This window comes from Cellvibrio sp. BR (assembly GCF_000263355.1).
Lineage (GTDB): Bacteria > Pseudomonadota > Gammaproteobacteria > Pseudomonadales > Cellvibrionaceae > Cellvibrio.
In genome coordinates, this window is record NZ_JH668205.1 from 118,538 (window position 1) to 140,962 (window position 22,425).

Annotated in this window: 16 protein-coding genes; 8 read left to right on the forward strand and 8 right to left on the reverse strand. The window is 53.9% G+C overall.

From position 1 onward, the window contains the following. Positions 1 to 87: 87 nt before the first annotated feature. From O59_RS17640 to O59_RS17660, 5 genes are all read left to right on the forward strand, one after another. Positions 88 to 1,182, forward strand: coding sequence for a DUF2817 domain-containing protein (locus O59_RS17640; protein WP_007645090.1), 1,095 nt, complete (start codon positions 88 to 90; stop codon positions 1,180 to 1,182). Between the two features lie 11 nt (positions 1,183 to 1,193). Next, positions 1,194 to 1,970 (forward strand): alpha/beta fold hydrolase, encoded by a 777-nt coding sequence (locus O59_RS17645; RefSeq protein WP_007645091.1) that lies wholly within the window; start codon positions 1,194 to 1,196, stop codon positions 1,968 to 1,970. A gap of 330 nt (positions 1,971 to 2,300) precedes the next feature. Further along, on the forward strand, positions 2,301 to 2,909 hold the full coding sequence (locus O59_RS17650) for a gluconate 2-dehydrogenase subunit 3 family protein (RefSeq protein ID WP_007645092.1): 609 nt from the start codon (positions 2,301 to 2,303) through the stop codon (positions 2,907 to 2,909). A gap of 94 nt (positions 2,910 to 3,003) precedes the next feature. After that, the gene (locus tag O59_RS17655) at positions 3,004 to 4,737 is read left to right on the forward strand and encodes a GMC oxidoreductase (protein WP_007645093.1); all 1,734 of its coding nucleotides are present in this window, start codon (positions 3,004 to 3,006) and stop codon (positions 4,735 to 4,737) included. A gap of 21 nt (positions 4,738 to 4,758) precedes the next feature. Continuing rightward, on the forward strand, positions 4,759 to 5,622 hold the full coding sequence (locus tag O59_RS17660; protein WP_007645095.1) for a sugar phosphate isomerase/epimerase: 864 nt from the start codon (positions 4,759 to 4,761) through the stop codon (positions 5,620 to 5,622). Positions 5,623 to 5,711: 89 nt separating this feature from the next. Here O59_RS17660 and O59_RS17665 read toward each other — a convergent pair whose 3' ends face one another. The 6 genes from O59_RS17665 to O59_RS17690 all read right to left on the reverse strand — a co-directional run bounded on the left by O59_RS17665 (position 5,712) and on the right by O59_RS17690 (position 16,032). Beyond that, positions 5,712 to 6,476 carry a TerC family protein gene (locus O59_RS17665; protein ID WP_007645097.1) on the reverse strand — a complete coding sequence of 255 codons (765 nt, stop codon included), beginning with the start codon at positions 6,474 to 6,476 and terminating at the stop codon, positions 5,712 to 5,714. Between the two features lie 164 nt (positions 6,477 to 6,640). Then, a complete protein-coding gene (locus O59_RS17670; RefSeq protein ID WP_007645099.1) occupies positions 6,641 to 8,008 on the reverse strand; it encodes an HD-GYP domain-containing protein in 1,368 nt (455 codons plus the stop codon). A 222-nt stretch (positions 8,009 to 8,230) separates the two neighbouring features. Then, positions 8,231 to 9,298 (reverse strand): uroporphyrinogen decarboxylase, encoded by a 1,068-nt coding sequence (hemE, locus tag O59_RS17675; RefSeq protein WP_007645101.1) that lies wholly within the window; start codon positions 9,296 to 9,298, stop codon positions 8,231 to 8,233. Between the two features lie 137 nt (positions 9,299 to 9,435). Next, entirely contained in the window at positions 9,436 to 10,854 is a 1,419-nt protein-coding gene (locus O59_RS17680) for an FAD-dependent oxidoreductase (RefSeq protein WP_007645102.1), read from the reverse strand. Between the two features lie 27 nt (positions 10,855 to 10,881). Continuing rightward, positions 10,882 to 15,333: a glutamate synthase large subunit gene (gene gltB, locus O59_RS17685; RefSeq protein WP_040393324.1), complete on the reverse strand. Its 4,452-nt coding sequence runs from the start codon at positions 15,331 to 15,333 to the stop codon at positions 10,882 to 10,884. A 243-nt stretch (positions 15,334 to 15,576) separates the two neighbouring features. Further along, positions 15,577 to 16,032: a hypothetical protein gene (locus O59_RS17690; RefSeq protein ID WP_007645106.1), complete on the reverse strand. Its 456-nt coding sequence runs from the start codon at positions 16,030 to 16,032 to the stop codon at positions 15,577 to 15,579. Positions 16,033 to 16,216: 184 nt separating this feature from the next. Here O59_RS17690 and O59_RS17695 point away from each other — a divergent pair, with 184 nt between their 5' ends. Continuing rightward, entirely contained in the window at positions 16,217 to 17,356 is a 1,140-nt protein-coding gene (locus O59_RS17695) for a flagella assembly protein FlgT middle domain-containing protein (protein WP_007645107.1), read from the forward strand. Here O59_RS17695 and O59_RS17700 read toward each other — a convergent pair whose 3' ends face one another. Next, positions 17,357 to 18,865 carry a tryptophan halogenase family protein gene (locus tag O59_RS17700; protein ID WP_007645109.1) on the reverse strand — a complete coding sequence of 503 codons (1,509 nt, stop codon included), beginning with the start codon at positions 18,863 to 18,865 and terminating at the stop codon, positions 17,357 to 17,359. Continuing rightward, positions 18,865 to 19,791, reverse strand: a complete 927-nt coding sequence (locus O59_RS17705) for a hydrogen peroxide-inducible genes activator (RefSeq protein ID WP_007645117.1) — start codon at positions 19,789 to 19,791, stop codon at positions 18,865 to 18,867. Before O59_RS17705 ends, O59_RS17700 begins: the two co-directional genes overlap by 1 nt. A gap of 212 nt (positions 19,792 to 20,003) precedes the next feature. Here O59_RS17705 and O59_RS17710 point away from each other — a divergent pair, with 212 nt between their 5' ends. Both O59_RS17710 and xdp1 read left to right on the forward strand, forming a co-directional pair. Further along, positions 20,004 to 21,317 carry a cation:proton antiporter gene (locus tag O59_RS17710; protein WP_040393325.1) on the forward strand — a complete coding sequence of 438 codons (1,314 nt, stop codon included), beginning with the start codon at positions 20,004 to 20,006 and terminating at the stop codon, positions 21,315 to 21,317. A 218-nt stretch (positions 21,318 to 21,535) separates the two neighbouring features. Next, the gene (gene xdp1, locus O59_RS21155; RefSeq protein ID WP_232283108.1) at positions 21,536 to 22,339 is read left to right on the forward strand and encodes an exosortase-dependent surface protein XDP1; all 804 of its coding nucleotides are present in this window, start codon (positions 21,536 to 21,538) and stop codon (positions 22,337 to 22,339) included. The last annotated feature ends 86 nt before the right edge of the window (positions 22,340 to 22,425 follow it).

Genomic DNA, 22,425 nt, shown 5'->3' on the forward strand with positions numbered 1-22,425 from the left:
ACAAAAGTGTAAAAAACTCTTCGCGAAAAGCCGCTATGCTCAATTCATTAAGGATTGTTATAGCGGTACTTTAAGAATGAGTTGGCAATGAATATGCACAGCCCCAGCGACGCCGCCGCGCCGCCCAGCGAGCCACACCCCGGCCTGCGCAGTGTGGAATTGCGCTGCGACTTCAAACAAAAAATTCCCGAACTCTTACAATTGGAGCGCCTGATCCGCGAGCACAGCACGCTGCTGCATGCTCGCTGCGAACAAACGGTGCAGTACAACAATATCGATTTCCCGCTTTATTCCATCACACTCGGTTCACGCGCAGCCAAGGCGCCGACCGTATTATTTACCGCCGGTATTCACGGCATTGAACGCATTGGCAGCCAGGTATTAATTGCCTGGCTGCAGTCACTGTTAGAGCGTTTGCAATGGGATAGCGGTCTGCAGCACCAGTTGCAGCAAGTGCAGTTGGTGCTTATGCCGATTCTCAACCCGGTAGGCATGTATTTAAATCAGCGCGCCAATGGCAATGGGGTGGATTTAAATCGTAATGCGCCGATTGATGCCGAAGGGCGCGTGCCACTGCTGGGTGGTGGCCATCGACTCGGGCCATTTTTGCCCTGGTATCGCGGGCGCAAGCGCGGGCAAATGGAAGTGGAAAATAGCGCGCTGGAAAAATTATTGCGACGCCAAATTTTAAATCGCCCGTTTGCCACAGTTGTGGATTTGCATTCGGGTTTGGGCATGCAGGATCGGCTCTGGTTTCCCCACGCCTATCGCAAACAGCCAATTGGCAATATCGCCGATTATGTTGCGTTAAAAACCTTATGGGAGCGCAGCTATCCAAACCACACGTATTTATTTGAGCCACAATCGATTCATTATTTATCCCACGGCGACTTGTGGGATTATTTTTATTATTTGTCGCTCGCGCAACAACAACCCTATTTTTTACCGCTAACCTTGGAGATGGGTTCCTGGCTGTGGGTGAAAAAAAGTCCGCGCCAATTATTCAACATGGCGGGATTGTTTAACCCGCAAACCCAGCATCGCCACACACGGGTATTGCGCCGTCATTTATTGCTGTTGGATTTTATGTTGAGCGCGGCATTGAATCATTCGCGCTGGCTGCCCGATGCTGAACGTGCGCGCCACCTGACCCAACGCGCCCATGAGTTATGGTTTAGTTAAGGAAAATAAACATGCATTTTGTTTTATTGCGCGGGCTGGCGCGGGAAGCTGGCCATTGGTTGGAGTTCCCCGCCCAGCTGCGCCAACAACTATGCCAAGCGCTCGGCACAGAGTGCGAGGTTCACTGTATCGATTTTCCCGGCTGCGGCGAATACCACCAGGAAACTGCCCTGACTTCCGTGAGTGCCATGACCGATCACGCGCGCACTGAGCTGCACGTGCACCTTGGCCAGCCCCTGAGCGAATCAATTGGCGCGCCGGTGTATTTGTTAGGTATTTCCATGGGCGGCATGGTGGCGCTGGACTGGGTGCAGCGATTTCCGCAGGAAATTCAGGGCTTGGTACTGATTAACTCCAGCACCGGCAATCAACCCTTTTGGTGGCGCCTGCGCCCCGGCGCCTGGTTCACCATGCTGCTGGCACTGCTATTACCGGAGCGCCAGCGCGAAGCCTTGGTGCTGCGCAAAGTCAGCAATCAACTGGCGGATTACCAACAGCGCTTGCAACAGTGGTTGGCGATTCAGCAGCAGCGCCCGGTCAGCCGCGATACCATCATCACCATGCTGCAGGCAGCGGCGAGTTTTATCCCGCAAATCAGTCATTTCCCACAGGGTTTGATACTCGCTAGCAAACAGGATCGTTTGGTATCCATCCGCGCCAGCGAGGCTCTGGCACAGCGCTTCCAGTGGCCGCTGTGCATTCACCCCACTGCCGGTCACGACTTACCGATGGATGACAGCCATTGGGTAGTGCAGCAGATCACCCAGTGGCTGCAGAAGGCGCCATAGCAAGAGCCATAAAACGGGCGGATTATGCCCTTTTTATTGCCTTAACCAGACAATCATCACGATTGTTTATAAGCGATAAAAGACCATTTTTTACCCGACTGTAAACGATTACATATTTACAAATATTGACCCCGCTTAACCCTGACAGGTTCTACACTAATTGCGATCTGCCCTACTCTGGGGCGGTATGATTTCAGGCACGCATGGCATTAAGTAAAGCGCTGGAGAGAAGGTTCAATATAGAACCCCATAATAAGCCGCCGCGGCATCTGAACCCTGGTTTACATAACCGTTTACACAGCTGTTCACACAATAACTATGAGGCTCTCCATGAACCTTTCTGCTCTGCCTTATGGCAGCGATGGCATAGCGCGTCGCACTGCCCTAAAACAATTAGCGTTGGCCTGTGGTTTGGCGCTCTCCGCCAGTTCACTCTCGGCCTTGGCCGCCAGCTTTAGTGCCCCTACCGATTTCAGCCGCCGTAAAAAGACCCTGCTCAGCAGCGATCAATTACAACTGCTGCGCGAGTTGGGCGACATTATTATTCCCACCACCGACACCCCGGGCGCAATTGCCGCCGGTGTGCACGACTTTATTAATCACTACACCGCCTATTGCGCGAGCAGCGCCGAACAGCAACAGCTGCTGGCCACACTGGGGCGCATAGAAGCGGGCGCACGCAGTGAATTTAACAAGGCATTTTTAACCCTCACCAAGGCGCAGCAATTGCAGTTGCTCAATGCCATGGAACAAGCGCAAAACGGCTTTAGCCAAGCCGACCGCAAAGGTTTGAAGCAGCTCAAGGCGCTGGTGGTGTTTGGCTACTACACCTCCGAGCCGGGTGCGACCCAGGAGCTGGCCTACCTCGCCATTCCGGGTGGCTATAAGGGCAACTTCAAACTCAAAGAGATAGGCCGGGCTTGGGCACTGAATTTTTAAGCCTGCCGCAAACTTCTATGCCGCTTTGCTCCCCACTCGTTTTGCTATCCATTCGCACTGATGGCAACGCCTTTTAAATTGGTGAAATAACATCATGGAAAAAAATATTTACATCATCAAAACCCAGGAAGTGTTTGATGCAATTGTGGTCGGCTCCGGTATTGCCGGTGGCTGGGCCGCGAAAGAACTGACTGAAAAAGGATTAAAAACCCTGATGGTTGAACGTGGCCGCCCGGTGGAACACCGCAAGGATTACATCGGCGAAGGCCTGAAAGCCTGGCAGATGCCGTTTCGCGGCGCGGTCGAAAAAGCCCTTGTCGATGAACAGCATTATGTGCAGAAAAAATGCTACGCCTTTAACGATGCCACCAAACACTTTTTTGGCAATGACAAGGACTTTCCCTATAGCACGCCCAAAGACAAACCCTTCGACTGGATTCGCGGCAATCAATTAGGCGGCAAGTCCCTGCTCTGGCATCGCCAGTCCTACCGCTGGAGCGATCACGATTTTAATTCCAACGCGCGCGATGGCGAGGGCGTGGATTGGCCGATTCGCTACAAGGATATTGAGCAGTGGTACGACAAAGTTGAGCTGCACGCGGGCATTAGCGGCTCCACAGAAAATCTGGAGATCCTGCCCGACAGCCAATTCCTGCCGCCGTTTGAAATGAACGCGGTGGAAAAAGAAATGAAAGCGCGCATCGAAAAAAAATGGAGCACGCGTAAATTAATTATTGGCCGCACTGCGCATTTGTCGGTACCGGCACCACACCATTTGGCGCAGGGTCGCTTGCAGTGCCAGGCGCGCAATGAGTGCCAGAAAGGTTGTTCCTTTGGCGCCTATTTCTCCACCCAAAGTTCAACCCTGCCCTCGGCGCTGGCGACCAACAACCTCTCCATCGCCACCAACAGCATTGTGCACAGTGTGATTTACGATCCCAAAACCAATCGCGCTACCGGCGTGCGGGTGATTGATGCCGAGACATTGGAAACCCGCGAGTATTTCGCCAAGGTGATTTTCCTGTGCGCCTCAACGCTGGGCACCACGCAAATCATGCTCAACTCGGTCAGCGAGAGCTTCCCTACCGGCATCGCCAACTCCTCCGGCGCGCTCGGCCATTACTTGATGGATCACCTTTACGGCGCCGGTGCCATGGGGCGGGTGGAAGGTTTTGAGGAGGATTACTACTCCGGCCGTCGCCCGATTGGATTGGTCATGCCGCGCTTCCGCGACTACAACGAGAAAAACCCCAACTTCAAACGCGGTTACTTTTACATGGCCGGTGCCCAGCGCGCCAATTGGGAGCACATTGGCACGAGCGACGGTTTTGGCGCCGACTTTAAAGCAGCCATCCGCCAGCCCGGCCCCTGGTATTTCAACCTGAGCGGCTCGGGCGAAATGTTGCCGCGCTATGAAAACCAGGTTTCGCTGCACCCCACGTTGAAAGACAAATGGGGCATGCCGCAATTGCATATCGACTGCAGCTTTTCCGACAACGACTGGAAAATGATGGAAGACATCGCCGATACCGCCGCCAATATGCTGGAGGCCATTGGCTTGAAAGATGTCAAAAAAGATATTCGCGCAAAACGCGATTGGAATCCCGGCTTGTCCATTCACGAGATGGGCACCGCACGCATGGGTAAAGATCCGAAAACATCAGTGCTTAACGGCTGGAATCAGGCGCACGATGTGCCCAACCTGTTTGTCACCGATGGCGCTTGTATGACTTCATCCGCGTCGCAAAACCCCTCGCTGACCTATATGGCACTCACCGCCCGTGCGGCGGATTACGCAGTGCAACAACTTAAACTCGGAAAGATTTAAACCCAAAAAAAGGTAACTACTATGACTCTGTCCAACACAATAAAAGCACTCACCATGGCCGCTATCACCAGTGTGAGCCTATCGGCCATGGCGGCCGATGTGGCCCCGACCTCACCACAACTGAGCGTGCAACTCTGGTCGGTAAAAGACGACGTCGCCAAAGACTTTGAAGGCACCTTGAAAAAACTCAAAGCCATGGGTTTTCACGGTGTGGAGTTCGCAGGCAATTTTGGCGCCTACGCCAATGATCCCAAAGGTCTGAAAGCCTTTTTGGATAAAACCGGCCTCAAAGCCTCTGCCGCGCACGTACCCTTTGAGAAGTTGAATGCAGAAAACTTTGATGCAACTGTCGCGTTTTACAAAGCGATCGACTGTAAATACCTGATTATCCCAATGGATATGCGCGCCTTCACTACCGATGGTGCCAAAGAAGTTGCCGCTGACCTCGCGGCAATTCAAACCAAACTCACACCCCACGGTATGCATACCGGCTACCACAATCACGAAGGTGAAATGCTGGGCAAAATGGGTGAGACCCCTTGGGATGTGATCGGCACCAACACCACCAAAGAAGTCGTGTTGCAGCAGGATGTGGGCTGGACTGAAGTGGCCGGTAAAGACCCTATCGCTTTTATCAAAGCTTACCCCGGTCGCACCATTACTACCCACTACAAAGCCTCGGCGCCCAAACCCGGCAATACCGAGCACCCGATCATCGGCCAGGACACCACTGACTGGAAAGCGCTGATCGAAGCCAACAAAACCTACGGCGGCACCCTGTGGCTGGTCGTTGAACAGGAATCCTACCCTGAAGGTATGACCCCGATGCAAAGCGTTGAGGCATCACTCAAAGGCTTGCAAAAAGTCATCAGCGATATGAAATAAGCGATTTCGCTTTGGTTTAAGTGGTTTAAAACGAAAAAGGCCGATCAGTTGATCGGCCTTTTTGCTTATCCAGGTTTCTACCCCAGGAATTAGTCGCGCGATTCGGTTTGATCGCCCGGATAATCCTTGCGCAGCTCCACAGGTTTATCGGTGGATTTACGCATTTTAATATTGATCATCTCCACGCCCAGCGAGAAGGCCATGGCGAAGTAGATATAGCCCTTAGGTACATGCACATCAAAACCTTCTACCAACAGGGTAAAACCCACAATCACCAAAAAGGACAGGGCGAGAATTTTGATAGTCGGGTGTGCATCCACAAACTCACCAATGGATTTAGCCGCAAATAACATAACGCCCACCGCGATAATGATTGCCGTGGCCATGATCGGTACCTGATCCACCAGGCCCACCGCGGTAATCACCGAATCGAGTGAGAAAACGATATCGAGAATCGCAATTTGCACCAGCACAATCAGCAAACCATGGGCAGCGATATTGCGCTCGGTTTCCACTGCACCCTCCAAACTGCTGTGAATTTCATGGGTCGCCTTGGCAATCAGGAACAAGCCACCGCCAATCAAAATAATGTCGCGCCCGGAAATCTCCTGGCCTAAAACACTGAACAGCGGGTCAACCAAGCCCATCACCCACGCAAGGGAGAAAAGCAGCGCCAAACGAGTGATCATCGCCAAGCCCAAACCCACATTGCGCGCAAACTTGCGCTGATGCTCGGGCAGGCGGCCCACCAGAATGGAGATGAAAATAATATTGTCGATCCCCAGAACAATTTCCAACGCCGTTAATGTTGCCAATGCAACCCAGGCTTCGGGACTTGCCAACCATTCAAACATGCTATTTCTCTCTGATTAATTCGCGTGTATTCATTTACTGTCCCGGCACTTACACCGCAGCAAACACCCCGCTCAGCGGGCGGGCCATTCTACCTAGCTATAAAAAAACCGCATTCATTGAATGCGGTTTTTTTACTAAAACTTAACAATTCAACTGTTTGGCTTTAGCTGCGCGTGGTCAGGCGGCTGAGCAATGCCATCAAACCTTTCTTTTCAGTGCGCATTAAATAGTGATCGCGAATGCCTGCGATATCCACGTCATAGCTGCCCGGCTCAAGATCGCGGGCGATTTCAATCTTTTCAATCTCATGGCGATTCTTTTTGCCGGAATCAATAAGCTCCTGTTTGCGTTTATCGTCCTCCGACAAATCCAGCAACAGATATTCATTGAGCGGCTGCTTGAGTGTATCCAATACCACAATAACCTTGGGTTTCAGCCGGCGCTCAAAGTTTTGCTCCACGACAACGGCCACTTCACCGGTACTCAACTCGACTAAAGTACCGGTCGGGTAGAGACCAATGGCTCGGATAAATTCGACTACCAACTCTTCCTGGAACTGGATGTTGCGCAACTCGTACAACTTGGCGACGGCCTTGGAGGGCGCTATAGGGTCGCGCGAGCCGCGCGGGTTAGTGACATGATCGTAATAAGTCACTATGCCGGCAATTTTGCCCATGAGGGGGATCTTGTCGCCCGACAAGCCATGCGGGAAGCCGCTGCCGTTCAAGCGTTCGCAATGGGTCTTAACCACGGCGATCACACGCGGCTCAACCCCTTGGGTTTTACGCAAAATTTCACAGCCAATTTCCACGAAGCTCTCATAGAGCGCTTCTTCTTCGGCCGAGCGATTGAGGCTGGTAATCAGGCTGGCATCGAGCATTACTTTGCCCACATCTTTCAGCAACACCCCCATTGCCAGTACATCCAGATCGCGTTTGGGCAGGCCGATATGACGGCCAAATAAAATCGCCCACACCGAGGAGCGAACCGCATGGCTGTAGGTGTATTCGTCTTTTTCCTGCACCCGCGACAACCAGGTAAAGGCGTCAGGGTTGCGCACTACACTATCGACCATTTCACTCGCGACACGCTTGGTCTCGCCGAGCGACAAATCATCAAACTGGTTTTTTTCAAGCTGCTCCATCACCTCCACCACTGCACCGTAAACTTTTTGGTGCAACTGACGCGCTTGCTTTACTTCGCGTTGCAGCGGCGTCACCTCGCGGTATAAGCCGCGCTGGATTTTTAGCGGCGCCAAAGTCTCGGTGAAACTGTTAACCCGCTCGCGAGTCGTGGTTTTTTTGGTGGGTGCTGCAATAGTTTTTAGGTTGGCAGAGATGGGGCCGCGGCCCTTTTCCACATCGATGTAGACATAATTGCAGAGGGCTTTAAGTTGATTGATCTCTCCCAGATCGCGCAGGTAAAAACCCTGCAAAGGAAAGGGTGTCTGCGACCAGGGGCGATCCAGACCGGATATATACATACCGATGGTTAATTCGTTGACATCAACTTTAACCTGTTTAATTGCCACGCCTTGCTCTCCATATCACCCAATGGTGTTATCAGCCTTATTAAATCGGGGATACCGGCCAACTACGACAGAGCTGCCAGTGATCTCAGGATTCCGGGGGGAGTAAATCTTCCTAAAAAAACCAGATGTTGCGCCGAGTGTAATGAAGATAATCACGCCGCACCAGCACCCATAGCCCAATGGCGGCTAAAAGATGCTGACAGGCGACAAATGACTACAAAATTATGCGTGATAGCTAGCAGATAAATCGTGAACTGCGTTGATAAACGCGCCAGCGTGCGCCGGATCTACTTCCGGGGTAATGCCGTGCCCCAGGTTGAATACGTGACCCGAGCCACTGCCGTAAGCCGCGAGAATAGTGCCCACCTCAGCGCGAATCCGCTCCGGTGAGGCGTACAAAATTGTCGGGTCCATATTGCCCTGCAGCGCGACTTTACTGCCAACGCGCGCGCGCGCGGTGGCTATATCGGTGGTCCAATCCAAGCCCAACGCGGTAGCACCGGTCGCCGCCATAGCTTCCAGCCACTGGCCACCACCTTTGGTGAAGAGGATGACCGGTACCTGCCGGCCTTCGTGCTCACGGATCAAACCATTGACGATTTTGTGCATGTATTTGAGGGAAAACTCCTGATAGGCAGCATGTGACAGCGCGCCGCCCCAAGTATCAAAAACCTGCACCGCCTGCGCCCCCGCCAAAATTTGGGCATTGAGGTAAACAATCACCGAGTCGGCCAATACATCCAACAACTGGTGCATCACCTGCGGCTGGTTGTAGAGCATTTCTTTGGCGCGACGGAAATCGCGGCTTGAGCCACCTTCGATCATATAAGTCGCCAGCGTCCAGGGGCTGCCGGAGAAACCGATAAGCGGCACGCGGCCATTCAACTCGCGGCGAATAGTTTTCACCGCATTGACCACATAGGGTAGATCCTGCTCCGGGTTGATCACCTTGAGCGCGTTGACATCGGCTTCGGTGCGCACGGCTTTCTTGAATTTGGGGCCTTCGCCAGTTTCAAAATACAGGCCTAAACCCAGAGCGTCAGGGATGGTGAGGATATCGGAGAAGAGAATGGCGGCATCCAGACCGGGGTAGCGATCCAGCGGCTGCAAGGTGACTTCGCAGGCCGCCTCGGGATTGGTGCACAGCCCCATAAAATCGCCCGCTTTGGCGCGGCTGGCGCGGTACTCAGGCAGATAGCGCCCGGCCTGGCGCATCATCCATACCGGCGTCACATCGACGGGCTGCTTGAGTAAGGCGCGCAGGAAGCGGTCGTTTTTGAGTTCGGTCATACTCTTATCCTCAGGCCCAATGCCTTGCATGTGTTGAATAAAACAAACCCCGCAAAGGCGGGGTTGCAGGGGCGCTGCTTGCTGCACCCGGATATATGCGGTCAAACAGGGACGCGGCAAGCAGCGCCCTACGGGAATTAGACGTTTAAGTAATCCAAAATCCCATCCGCCGCTTCGCGGCCTTCCCAAATCGCGGTGACTACCAAATCAGATCCGCGCACCATATCGCCACCAGCGAATACTTTAGGGTTGCTGGTTTGGAACTTGAACTGCTGCTGTTCAGGTGCTACCACGCCACCCCAGCTGTTCACTTTCACGCCATTGGTTTCAAACCAAGGCTGCGGGCTTGGGCGGAAACCAAAAGCGATCAAGACTACGTCGGCAGGCAAAATTTCTTCTGAACCTGGCACCACTACCGGGCTGCGACGGCCTTTTTCGTCCGGCTCACCCATTTGGGTAGTCACCACTTTTACGCCTTCCACTTTGCCGTTACCCACTACCGCCACTGGCTGACGGTTGTAGAGGAACTGCACGCCTTCTTCTTTGGCATTGGCCACTTCGCGTTTAGAGCCGGGCATGTTTTCTTCGTCGCGACGATAAGCACAGGTCACACTGCTAGCGCCTTGACGAATCGAGGTGCGGTTACAGTCCATGGCGGTATCGCCACCACCCAGCACCACTACTTTTTTACCGGCGACGCTGATGAAGTCTTCCGGGCTTTTTTCAAAACCGAGGTTGCGATTCACATTGGCAACCAGGAATGGCAGCGCGTCATAAACACCGGGTAAGTCTTCACCGGGGAAACCACCTTTCATATAGGTGTAAGTGCCCATGCCCATGAACACTGCGTCGTAATCGCGCAGTAATTCTTCCATGGTGATGTCTTTACCCACTTCAGTATTCAAGCGGAACTCAATACCCATTTCGGTAAAGATTTCACGGCGACGGCTCATCACTGATTTTTCCAGCTTGAACTCGGGAATACCAAAGGTCAGCAGGCCACCGATTTCAGGGTACTTATCAAATACCACTGGTTTAACACCGTTGCGCACCAGTACGTCAGCACAGCCAATACCCGCTGGGCCAGCGCCAATTACGGCTACTTTTTTGTTAGTCCAAACCACTTTGGACATGTCCGGTTTCCAGCCCATGGCAAAGGCGGTATCGGTAATGTACTTTTCGGCGTTACCGATAGTCACCGCACCAAAACCGTCATTCAGGGTACAGGCGCCTTCACACAGGCGATCCTGCGGGCATACCCGGCCACAAACTTCCGGCAGTGAGTTGGTTTGATGGCTGAGTTCAGCCGCTTCAAAAATATTGCCTTCGGAAATCAGCTTCAACCAGTTAGGGATGAAGTTGTGCACCGGGCACTTCCACTCGCAGTAGGGGTTACCACACTCCAGGCAGCGATGGGCCTGACCTTCCACTTCTTCTTTGGCGAAGGGTTGGTAGATCTCCACAAAGTTACGTCTGCGGGTTTCTATGTCTTTCTTGGTGGGGTCCTGACGACCCACATCGAGAAACTGAAAGTCATTGCTTAAACGTGCTGACATGATTTTGACCTCACTCGTCACCAAGAGTTATTCGCCGCGCTTGCGGAAACTGACCAACAAACTGCCCAAAGACGCCGCTTTGGGTTTAACCAGCCAGAACTTGCCGATGTAGTCATCGAAGTTGTCCAGCAGGTGTTGGCCCCATGCACTTTCAGTCTCTTGTACAAATTCTTCGATTACAGTGCGCAGGTGGTGGCGATGCGCCTCCACTGCCTCGGTATTGATACGGTGAATATCCACCAGCTCGTGGTTATAGCGATCCACAAAGTCGTTGGCCTCATCCAGCACGTAGGCAAAACCGCCGGTCATACCCGCACCGAAATTCACACCGGTTTGACCCAGTACCGTCACCACCCCGCCCGTCATGTATTCACAGCAGTGATCGCCCGCACCTTCCACTACCACATGGGCACCGGAGTTACGCACGCCGCAGCGCTCGCCCGCCGTACCGGCTGCGAACAACTTACCGCCAGTCGCGCCATACAGACAGGTGTTACCCAAAATACTGGTTTTGTTCGATTTGAAACCGGAGTTGCGCGGTGGGCGAATCACTAACTTGCCACCCGCCATACCTTTACCGACGTAGTCGTTGGCATCACCTTCGAGGTACATGTCCAGACCACCGGCGTTCCACACCCCAAAACTCTGGCCGGCAATACCGGTCAGTTTCAGTTTCAGCGGTTTGTCGGACATGCCGTCATTGCCATAGCGTTTGGCAATTTCACCGCTGATACGCGCACCGATGGAACGGTCGCAGTTGGTGATATGGAACTCAAACTCGCCGCCGGCTTTGGCTTCAATGGCAGGCAGCAATACTTTGACCATCGCTTCAGCGGTTTCGCCTTTGTCGAAGGGCTCATTTTTGCTGACGGCACACAATTGGGGTTTGGTCGCCAGATAATCATCGGTATAGATGATCGGGCTTAAATCCAACTGTTGCTGTTTAGTGGTTTCACCCTCCAGCACCTTGAGCAAATCCACACGGCCAACCAATTCGCCGAGGGTGCGCACGCCCATACGCGCCATCCACTCGCGGGTCTCTTCTGCTACGAACTTGAAGAAGTTCATCGCCATTTCGACTGTGCCAATGTAATGGTCTTTACGCAGTTTGTCCTGCTGGGTAGCAACACCGGTGGCGCAGTTGTTCAGGTGGCAAATACGCAGGTATTTACAGCCGAGCGCGACCATTGGGCCGGTACCAAAACCAAAGCTTTCAGCGCCGAGCATCGCTGCTTTCACCACGTCCAAACCAGTCTTCAAACCGCCGTCAGTCTGCACGCGCACTTTATCGCGCAGGTCATTGGCACGCAGGGTTTGATGGGTTTCAGACAGACCCAATTCCCACGGCGAACCGGCGTATTTAATCGAGGTCAAGGGGCTTGCCGCGGTGCCGCCGTCGTAGCCGGAAATAGTGATCAAATCGGCATAGGCCTTGGCCACACCGGCAGCGATAGTGCCTACACCCGGGCGCGATACCAGCTTCACCGATACCAGCGCATCCGGGTTAACTTGTTTCAAGTCATAAATCAGCTGCGCCAGATCTTCAATCGAATAAATATCGTGGTGCGGCGGTGGCGAAATCAGGGTAACACCGGGCACCGAGTGACGCAGACGCGCAATCAACGCATTTACTTTACCGCCAGGCAACTGGCCGCCTTCACCGGGTTTTGCACCCTGGGCGACTTTAATTTGCAGCACTTCAGCATTCACCAAATAAGCCGGTGTCACACCAAAACGGCCCGAGGCCACTTGTTTGATTTTGGAGGTCTTTATAGTGCCGTAACGCGCTGGGTCTTCACCGCCTTCACCGGAGTTGGAGCGTCCACCCAAACGGTTCATGGCTTCAGCCAAGGCTTCGTGCGCCTCGGGTGACAGGGCACCGAGCGACATACCCGCCGAGTCAAAACGCTTGATAATGCTTTCCACCGGCTCCACTTGCGACAGTGGGATCGGGGTGCACAGGTCTTCGCGAATCGCCAACAGGTCGCGCAGCATGGACACTGGGCGCTTGTTTACCAGGTCGGCGTAGTTGCGCCAGAGCGCATAGTTACCGCTCTGCACCGCCTTTTGCAGGCTCTGCACTACATCGGGGTTGTAGGCGTGATATTCGGAGCCGTGTACATACTTGAGCAGGCCGCCCTGCACGATTGGCTTGCGCTCGATCCAGGCGGTTTGTGCCAGAATCTTTTGATCTTCTTCCAAGTCTTCAAAACGCGCACCGGCCACGCGGGACGGAGTGCTTTCAAAGCACATGTTAATCACTTCTTCGGCCAGACCAATGGCTTCAAACAACTGCGCACTGCGGTAGGAAGTGATGGTGGAAATACCCATCTTCGACAGGATTTTGAGCAGACCTTTGTCGATACCCTTGCGGTAGTTTTTGTAAGCTGTGTCTACATCAGTCAACAGCTCACCGGTCTCGATCAGATCGTTCAACACGTGATAGCTGAGGTAAGGGTAGACCGCTGTGGCACCGTAGGCGATCAGCGCCGCAATTTGATGCGGGTCGCGTGCGCTGCCGGTCTCTACAATCAGGTTGGAGTCGCAGCGCAGGCCAACATTAGTCAAATGCTGGTTGACCGCACCCACCGCCAGCAGGGCGGGAATGGGCAATTGGCCTTTTTCAAAGCCGTAATCGCTCAGCACCATCAATACTTTGCCTGACTTAACCGCCGCCGCAACATCGTCGCACAGCTTGATCAGCGCCGCTTTCAGGTTAGTCTCTTCCGCTTTGTAGTAGAGCGAAAATCTGGCTACCGCGTAGCCGGGGCGATCCAGCGCCATCAGACCGCGGAATTTTTCCGGCGACAATACCGGCGAAGTGAGAATCACGCGGTCAGCGTGCTCCGGCAGCTCGTCGTACACCGGCAATTCGCGTCCGAGGCAAGTTTCCAGCGACATCACAATCGCTTCGCGCAGCGGGTCGATGGGCGGGTTAGTTACCTGCGCAAACTGCTGACGGAAGTAGTCGTAGAGTGAACGCTGTTGGCGTGATAGTACGGCCATCGGGGTATCGTCACCCATGGAACCTACGGCTTCTTGACCACCTTCAGCCAAGGGGCGTAATAATTGGTCGCGCTCTTCAAAGCTCACTTGGAACATTTTCATGTTGGCTTTGAGAGCAATACCTTCGATACCGTTTTCTTTCGCGTCAGTATTGAGGGTTGACTCGATGCGCAGCGCACGCTCTTTCAGCCACTTTTTATAGGGCTGGGTGGATTTCAACTGGTTGTCGATATCCTGAGTGTTGTGCAGGGTGCCAGTCGCAGTATCGATCGACATGATTTGGCCTGGGCCGAGGCGGCCTTTGGCGACCACATCGGCTGGATCATAGGCGTATACCCCTACTTCCGAGGCCACGGTGATCATATCGTCTTTAGTGATTACCCAGCGCGAAGGACGCAAGCCGTTGCGGTCGAGGGTACAAACGGCGTAGCGGCCATCGGTAATTACCAAACCAGCGGGGCCATCCCACGGCTCGATATGCATAGAGTTGTATTCGTAGAACGCGCGCAGATCCGGGTCCATGTTCTCCACGTTCTGCCAGGCCGGCGGCACCAGCATACGAATAGCGCGGTGCAGCTCCATACCACCCAAGGTCAGGATTTCCAGCATGTTATCCAGGCTGGATGAGTCAGAACCGGTGCGATTCACCAGCGGCGTCACTGTGTGCAAATCCGGCAGCAGTGGCGTCACAAATTTAGGGGTGCGCGCTACCGCCCAGTTGCGGTTGCCCACAATGGTGTTGATCTCGCCGTTGTGCGCCAACATGCGGAAAGGCTGCGCCAGTGGCCACTGCGGCATAGTGTTGGTGGAGAAGCGCTGGTGGAATACACAGATCGCGGTCTCCAAACGCTCATCGGCCAAGTCAGAGAAAAAGCGCGGCAAATCAACCGGCATCATCAAGCCTTTGTAGGACAGGATACCGGTGCTCAAACTGGCCACGTAGAAGGCCTTGTCGTCTTTCAAACGGATTTCCGCTTTGCGACGGGCCATAAACAACTTGGAGTTGACCTCTTGCAGGCTAAGATCCGGGTTGTTCACAAACAGGTGATTAAAGGTTGGCAGCGACTTCATGGCAATAGGGCCGAGGCAGCTGGGGTCAACCGGCACTTCGCGCCAGCCGGCCACAATCAAGCCCTGGGCAGTCAATTCTTCGGTGACAACCGCGCGCGCCTTGTCGGCAATGGCAGGGTCGCGGCTGAGCATAATCGCGCCCACACCATAAATAGAGGTCAGCTCAGCACCACAAGCTTCTTTTGCCACAGCGCGCAAGAAACTGTCCGGCTTTTGGATCAGCAGGCCACAACCGTCGCCGGTTTTACCGTCCGCATTGATACCACCGCGGTGGGTCATGCAGGTCAGGGCTTCGATTGCCGTAGTAAGCAGACGATGGCTGGTCTTGCCCTTTAAATGGGCAATCAAACCAAAACCGCAGTTATCTTTGAACTCGTCTATCTGGTAGAGGCCAGTGGTCATAGGCTGATTCTCAACAAAAATCACTATCAAGGGATACGAAGATTAAGGGCGCAAAGCTCATGCGAAAGCTGCGCCAAATTGCATCCCAGACAAAAAAGCCCCTGAGGTGTAGGGGCTAGGCAAATGGGCGCAGGATATTACCCGCTTAGAGGGGTATTAGCAAGACAACCGGGGGCAAACCGGTTTGGAATCCCGGCAGCCAGTTGGCGCAAAAAACCGCCGATGTTGCGCGAGGCAAACGAATCAGGATTGATGCCAGCGCTCGGGGGTAAGCACCTGTTTGACGCCAAACGCCTGTTGGTCTGCGGCGCTCGCACTCTCTTTGCACTCACCGCGCACCCACAGATGATAGCGGGAGATGCTGCGATCCAACTCAAAAAAACCTTCCCGACAATAGCCCGCTTTTTCAACGACATAGGCTGTATTTTGAAGCAGCCGCTCGCGTGTGTTGCGCCCAACATTCACACCGCCCTCATAGAAATCGCGACGGCTATCACTCCCATCGCGACTAACACGAATGTGATTGGGGATTTGATCCTCCGGCCAGCGCAGGCGATAGGTGAACATCTTGCTTTGATTCGGCAAAACCTCTACCTCGAGCGTTTCGTTCATTTCACTTTTTACGTAGCTGCGCCCTGCTGAGCTGCAGCCGACCAAAAAACTGAGGCTCACCACCAGCAATATCACGAATTTATTCATCAACCCACTCCAACCTTTGCACCACAAACACAGCGCTACTCATTTTTGATTTCAACTACAGCTTTGATATCAACTGCAGTTTTGATATCAACTACAGAGCCTAAAGAAATACGACCGCAGGCCGATAGTCTTTCGATAGCCACGCATCTCGCCTCACTATACCCGCTTAACACTGGAGCCGGCCATGGGTTCAATCAGATCGCGCAACCCGCTACCACCGCTCACCAAGAGCCTGCTGTTGACCAGTATTATGGGGCTGAGTTCAGCACTGTGCGCCAATCCACTGGTACCCGATGACATCGCCTACCGACCGGAAGGCAAGGTAGCACTCAGCCAAAACACAGGTGATGCAGTTGTGGTCGGCACTGCCCAACTGCCCGCAAGCACTACACAGCCACCGAGTGAAGCGGGTGCGGATACCCCCGCACAAACTCACTACCTGCCACAAAACCAATGCGCAGATCGCAGCCGCGATCACAACACGTTGCACAAGTCACTGGTAATTACCCGCTTTACCCGACGCAACCCGCAAAGCGCCAACGCTGGTAATTTATATGCGGCAGAGGCCGGCATTCCCGAGATGATTCGCGCCCAACTCACACGCACCCATCAACTGTTGCCACCGGCGATGATCACCCAGGGCTTTGCCCTGCCCAACCTCAGCGAAACACAATTAAAACAGCAGGCGCAAAAAATAGCCCGTCAAACCCGCGCCCAGTTTGTCCTCAGTGGCACTATCGATGACATGGCGATGACGGATGCCAGCAGCACCTACAATCCCGGCCTCTACCGTCAATTAGCCAATGGATTTCACAACCTGACCGGCATTGAAAAATTCGACAAACGCACCCGCCTATTTACTCTGGAACTTGAACTGCGCGACGGTTTTACGGGCGAACCCCTACTGAATCGCCGCTATAGCGCTAGCGGTGTGTGGAATACCCGCAAAGCGATAGGTTTTGACTCACCCGCGTTTTTGAAAACACCCTATGGCAGAAACGTGGCAAAACTGAGCGGCGTCATCAGTGATGACATAGCCCAAACGGTTGATTGCCAACCCTACATCGCCAGTATTGATGCCCACCCGGGGCAGACCCAAGTCATCCTTCAGGGGGGCGCCAATAACGGCCTGCAGGCGGGCGCAAAAATGCAGCTCTACCAGGTGATTGTGGTGGGGTCTAACAGCGAATATCAGGTGAGCGAAACCCGCCTGGTCAGACGCCCGACGCAGCTGCACTTGAGCGAAGTTTATCCCTCGCACAGCACCGCGGTGGTTGAGGATGGCAGCTATTTGAATGGTCACTATTTAGCGGTGATCGACTAACTACTGATCCACTACCGGGACACCAAAACGCCCGGCGAGATAGTCATCGTGGGTGGGCAGGGTTTTCACCATATTGAGGATCGCCGAACGCGCCAGTTTCAAATTCTCGTTGATCTGCGCCAGCTCGATATTATCTACCCTCGGGCTGTATTTGGCTGGCCGAATCCCCATGCCCTCAAACACCGATTGCCAGCTGGCACTGCGAAACAGTTCGTCGCGCTCCTCGCGCACAATGCCGTGGCCTTTGAATAATTCGATGCGTTCGCGCAGCGAATCCGGCAGTGGCATGGTTTGACACCAGCGCCAAAAATCGCTGTCGCTGCGTTCACTGGTGCAGTAGTGCAACACAATAAAATCGCGCACTTCCTGATAATCCGCCGCCATCCGCCGGTTGTATTCACGCCGCAGACTGGGCTCGCATTCCAGGTCGGGGAAAAACCGCAAAAAGTAATCCATACCGCGGGCGATCAAGTGAATCGCCGTGGACTCCAGCGGCTCCACAAAACCACCCGCCAAGCCCAGCGCCAAACAGTTGTTTTTCCAAAACTCCAGGCGACGCCCGGCCTTGAAGCTAATCAGGCGCGGGTCATTGATACGCGGCGCATCGAGATTGCCGAGCAGGGTGCTTTTGGCCTCGGTGTCGCTGCAAAAACGACTGGAATAGACATAACCGTGACCGGTGGCATTGCGCAGCGGAATCCGCCAGGACCAGCCCGCCTTGCGTGCGGTAGCGGTGGTGTAAGGCATGCGCGATCCCGCGGCGCCGGTTTTGACCACTATGGCGCGATCGCAGGGCAAGTATTGCGCCCAATCCTCAAACCCCGCTGCCATGGCCCCATCAATCAACAGCGCCCGGAAACCCGAGCAATCGACAAAAAAGTCGCCTTCGATTTTGCGCCCGTCTGCCAATACCAGCGCCGAAATAAAACCATTGTCGCGCCGCTCCACCGCCACATAATTGCCCTCGCTGCGCACCACGCCACGGGCCTCGGCGTAGCGCCGCAAATAGGCGGCAACCAGTTTTGCATCCAGATGAATCGCATAACCGGCACCACCGATCGGAGTGTTCATGGCTTGCGCGGGCAAAAAAAACCGCCCTTGAGCCGCCATCACCGAACAGGGGGAAAAATCCTGCAGCGGATAATCGCCCCCCGCCATAGTCGCCTTGAGCCAGCACTGGTAGAAATCTTGCGTGCCGATGCGCTGCCCCAGTGCGCCATAAGGATGAAAATAGGACTGGTTTTTACTGCGCCAATCCACAAACTTGATGCCGAGCTTGTAACAAGCCTGGGTCTCGCGGATGAAATCCTCCTCATCGATACCGAGGCTGGTAATCAGCCGCACTACCGGTGGAATAGTGGATTCACCCACACCGACCGAACCTATGTCTTCGGACTCGATCAATTCGATTTCGCACAAATCGCGGCGCACCTGGGCGGCCAGCATCGACGCCGCAATCCAGCCCGATACTCCGCCACCGAGGATGACTATTTTTTTTATGGAATTCATTACTGCTCCGCCAACTCGGGCTCGGTGGTAAAACGCCAATAGGCGCCACTGCAAACTTGAATGGATTTGCGCAACACATCAATCGCCTTGTGGCGTGGAAAACTCGCGCGCCATGCCAGCGCCAAGGTGCGTGTAGCGCCGGGCATGACCAATGGCCGCGCCACCAAACGATTGGCGGCGCACAGCCCCATGGGCGCCGCCGAGCGCGGGACTATCGCCAGCCCCAAACCTGCCGCCACCATGTAGCGCAACGTTTCGAGGCTATTGAGTTCCATCGGCGATACACTGTCGCACCAGGCTGGAAATAGCGTCATCACCTGTTCCCGCAAACAATGCCCCTGGGCCAACAATAACAAGGGCTGCCCGGCAATCGCCGCAGAGTCAATCATCGTCAGCGCAGCAAGCGGGTGGGACTGGGGCATGATCAGCACCAGCGGCTCCTCATACAACTCCTGCACTACCACATCCGCCTCCGCAAACGGTAGGGAAACCACAATTGCATCCAAACTTCCCGCGCGCAGCTTTTGCCGCAATAGCGGTGTGCACGCCTCCTCCACCCGCAACGGCATGGCCGCCGCATGCAAGGCGAGATGAGGGATTAATTGGGGAAGCAGGTAGGGTCCAAGGGTGGCAATAACCCCCAGCGCCAAAGGGCTACCCAATTGATCCCGCCCGGCGTCGGCCAATTGATGAATATCGGCCACGCCCTGCAGCAGCACCTTCGCCTGCGCCACAATTTTGTCCCCCAAGGGGGTTGGATGGACTCCCGTCTTGGTGCGCTCGAACAACGCGCCCCCCAGCTCCGCCTCCAGATTCCTGACTGCGACACTGAGATTTGGTTGGCTGACATTGCAGCGCTGCGCTGCGCGACCAAAATGCTGCGTGTCAGCCAATTCAACAATATAGCGAAGTTCGATAAGAGTCATAAATATTCAGTGGTCGGACAAATAAGTACTTTTAGTTTGCACTGTTGCATCAAGTGACGCAAAAACAATCCGCGGATTCTCATAGAGAAAACTTATGGGGTTCGCATTGTGAGAGATGACATAGATCCGGTACAAAGCAAAAGTTGCCTCACTTCATCGCTGCAGAGCAACCAAAGCAAAAAATGATTACCAATAAAAAATGGATGCACCCAATGACAATCGCGCAACTCTCCATCGTTTTTTTCCTGCAAATGTTCGTCATTCTGGCAGTCTGTAGACTGGTGGGATGGATCGGACAAAAGTATCTTCACCAACCCCAAGTAGTGGGTGAAATGATTGCCGGGGTTATTCTGGGGCCATCACTGTTCGGCTTGTTAATGCCCGAGCTACAAAAAAGCCTGTTCCCGACAGAAATGAAGGGGGTACTCTACGTTGGCGCACAGCTGGGTGTAGGGATGTACATGTTTCTGGTTGGCCTGGGGTTTCGCGGCGACCATTTCAAAGCAAATCTCAAGAGCGCGGCAGCTGTGTCTATTTCCGGAATGGCGGCGCCATTTCTGGTTGCGATTGCTATCACCCCCTGGCTCCTGACTGTGCCAGGCTTATTTTCCGAGAAGGCCACCCTGTTCAGTGCCACCTTGTTTATGGGCGCCTGCATTGCCATCACCGCCTTTCCCATGCTGGCGCGTATTATTCATGAACGCGGCCTGAGCCAAACCAAACTCGGCACACTCTCACTGTCTGCCGGCGCCATCGATGATGCCGGCGCTTGGTGCGTACTAGCTGTAGTGCTCGCAACCTTCGGCGCTGGCGCAGAACTGGCAGTAAAAACCATTATCGGCGGTATCGTTTTTGCCACCTTTATGATCCTGGTCGCACCTAAAATTCTTGCTCCGTTGGCGCGCGCGGCAGAGCAACAACAAACCCTCAGTCCGACCTTGTTTGCCTTGGTGATCATGTGTTTTATGTTGGCCGCCTTCACGGCCGATGCGATTGGTTTACACGCAGTCTTTGGCGGTTTCCTGTTGGGTGCCGTCATGCCACGCGGCAAACTCACTCAAGAGATCAAGCGCCAGCTGGAACCATTTGTGGTGATTATTCTGATTCCAATTTTCTTCACCTACTCAGGCTTAAATACGCAATTGACCATGGTTAACAACGTGGAGTTGCTGGCAATTGCCGCCGTGATCCTCATCGGCTCCATAGTCGCCAAAGGGGTTGCCTGCTGGGGCGCCGCCCGCCTGTGTGGTGCCGATAATCGCACCGCCATGGGCATTGGCGCCCTGATGAATGCGCGTGGCCTGATGGAACTGATCATTATCAATATCGGCTTACAAGCCGGGGTCATTGGCCCGGCGCTGTTCTCCATAATGGTACTCATGGCCATAGTGACCACCCTGATGGCATCACCATTATTTGAAATTGTTTATGGCAGACACGCGCGCAAAACCGGAGAGCTTGGTGCTGTGGGCGCGGAAGAGGCCGATAACGAGCCCGCACCGCCCGCCAAGGTACAAATCGTTTAGCCCCTTGTTAGCCCCCCTTTTACTTGAGCCCTTTAGCCCGAGCCATGCTCGGGCTTTTTTATTGTGTTGGCACAACCAAAAATGTCGGTTTTTTTATCACATTAATTACGCAAACCCTGAAAACAAGAACTGCATCACAGCAAAATCAACGACTTATAAACCATGGCACCAAAATTGCCATTACAGATCCAGCTCATTCACTCACACGGATCTTCACCATGCGTAAATTAGTTAACTTGCTTGGATGCTTAACTTTGCTCGGCGCCATCAGCCCCGTATTGGCCGCCCCCATCAGCATTGACCTCAATACTCCGGATTCACGGAATGGTGTGCTTAATAGCACCTATGCGATGCAGTACAACTACAGCGAGGCCGATTTGGAATTGTCGGTGACCGGTTGGTCCTATGGCACCACCCAAACCTGTAAGAAGTACCGCTATGGCAAGTGCCAGGAATACACCACCAGCGTTAACAAAGCGATCGAACAAAATCACGTTGGCAAGTGGGATGGCTTGGGCGTAGAAAAAACCGACTCACCTAACCACGCTGTTGACAATCAAGGTGGCGACTTTGACATGCACCTGCTGTCGTTTGATGAAATGGTCAAGCTGACCTCCGTTGACCTGGGCTGGTACCAAAATGATGCCGATATTTCGATTCTGGCATTCAATGGCGATAACTTTAACAGCAGCTCGCTGTTGGGCCAAAAATGGGAAGACCTGCTTGGCCAGAATTGGTCAGTTGTCGGCAATTATTACAATGTCGATATCAATGGCAATTCGGGCGCCGTTAACTTTGCTGGTGTAGCCTCCCAGTACTGGCTGATTGGCGCTTACAACCCGGTATTTGGCGATACCTTTAGCGGCCCCAACAAAAACAAAACCACGGGTGACGATTTCTACAAACTCAAAGGCGTGACCGTTGAGCGTCCACCGGTTGAAGTACCGGAACCCAGCTCATTGTTACTGCTCGGCCTGAGCCTGATGGCACTGGCAGGTTTGCGCCGCCGTCAACGCCACTAAAACGTTTGGTAGTAGCACGCAAAAGGGCGCCCTCGGCGCCCTTTTTTATTGCCTATAAATCTCAATCGCTTATGATGGCGTCCGCC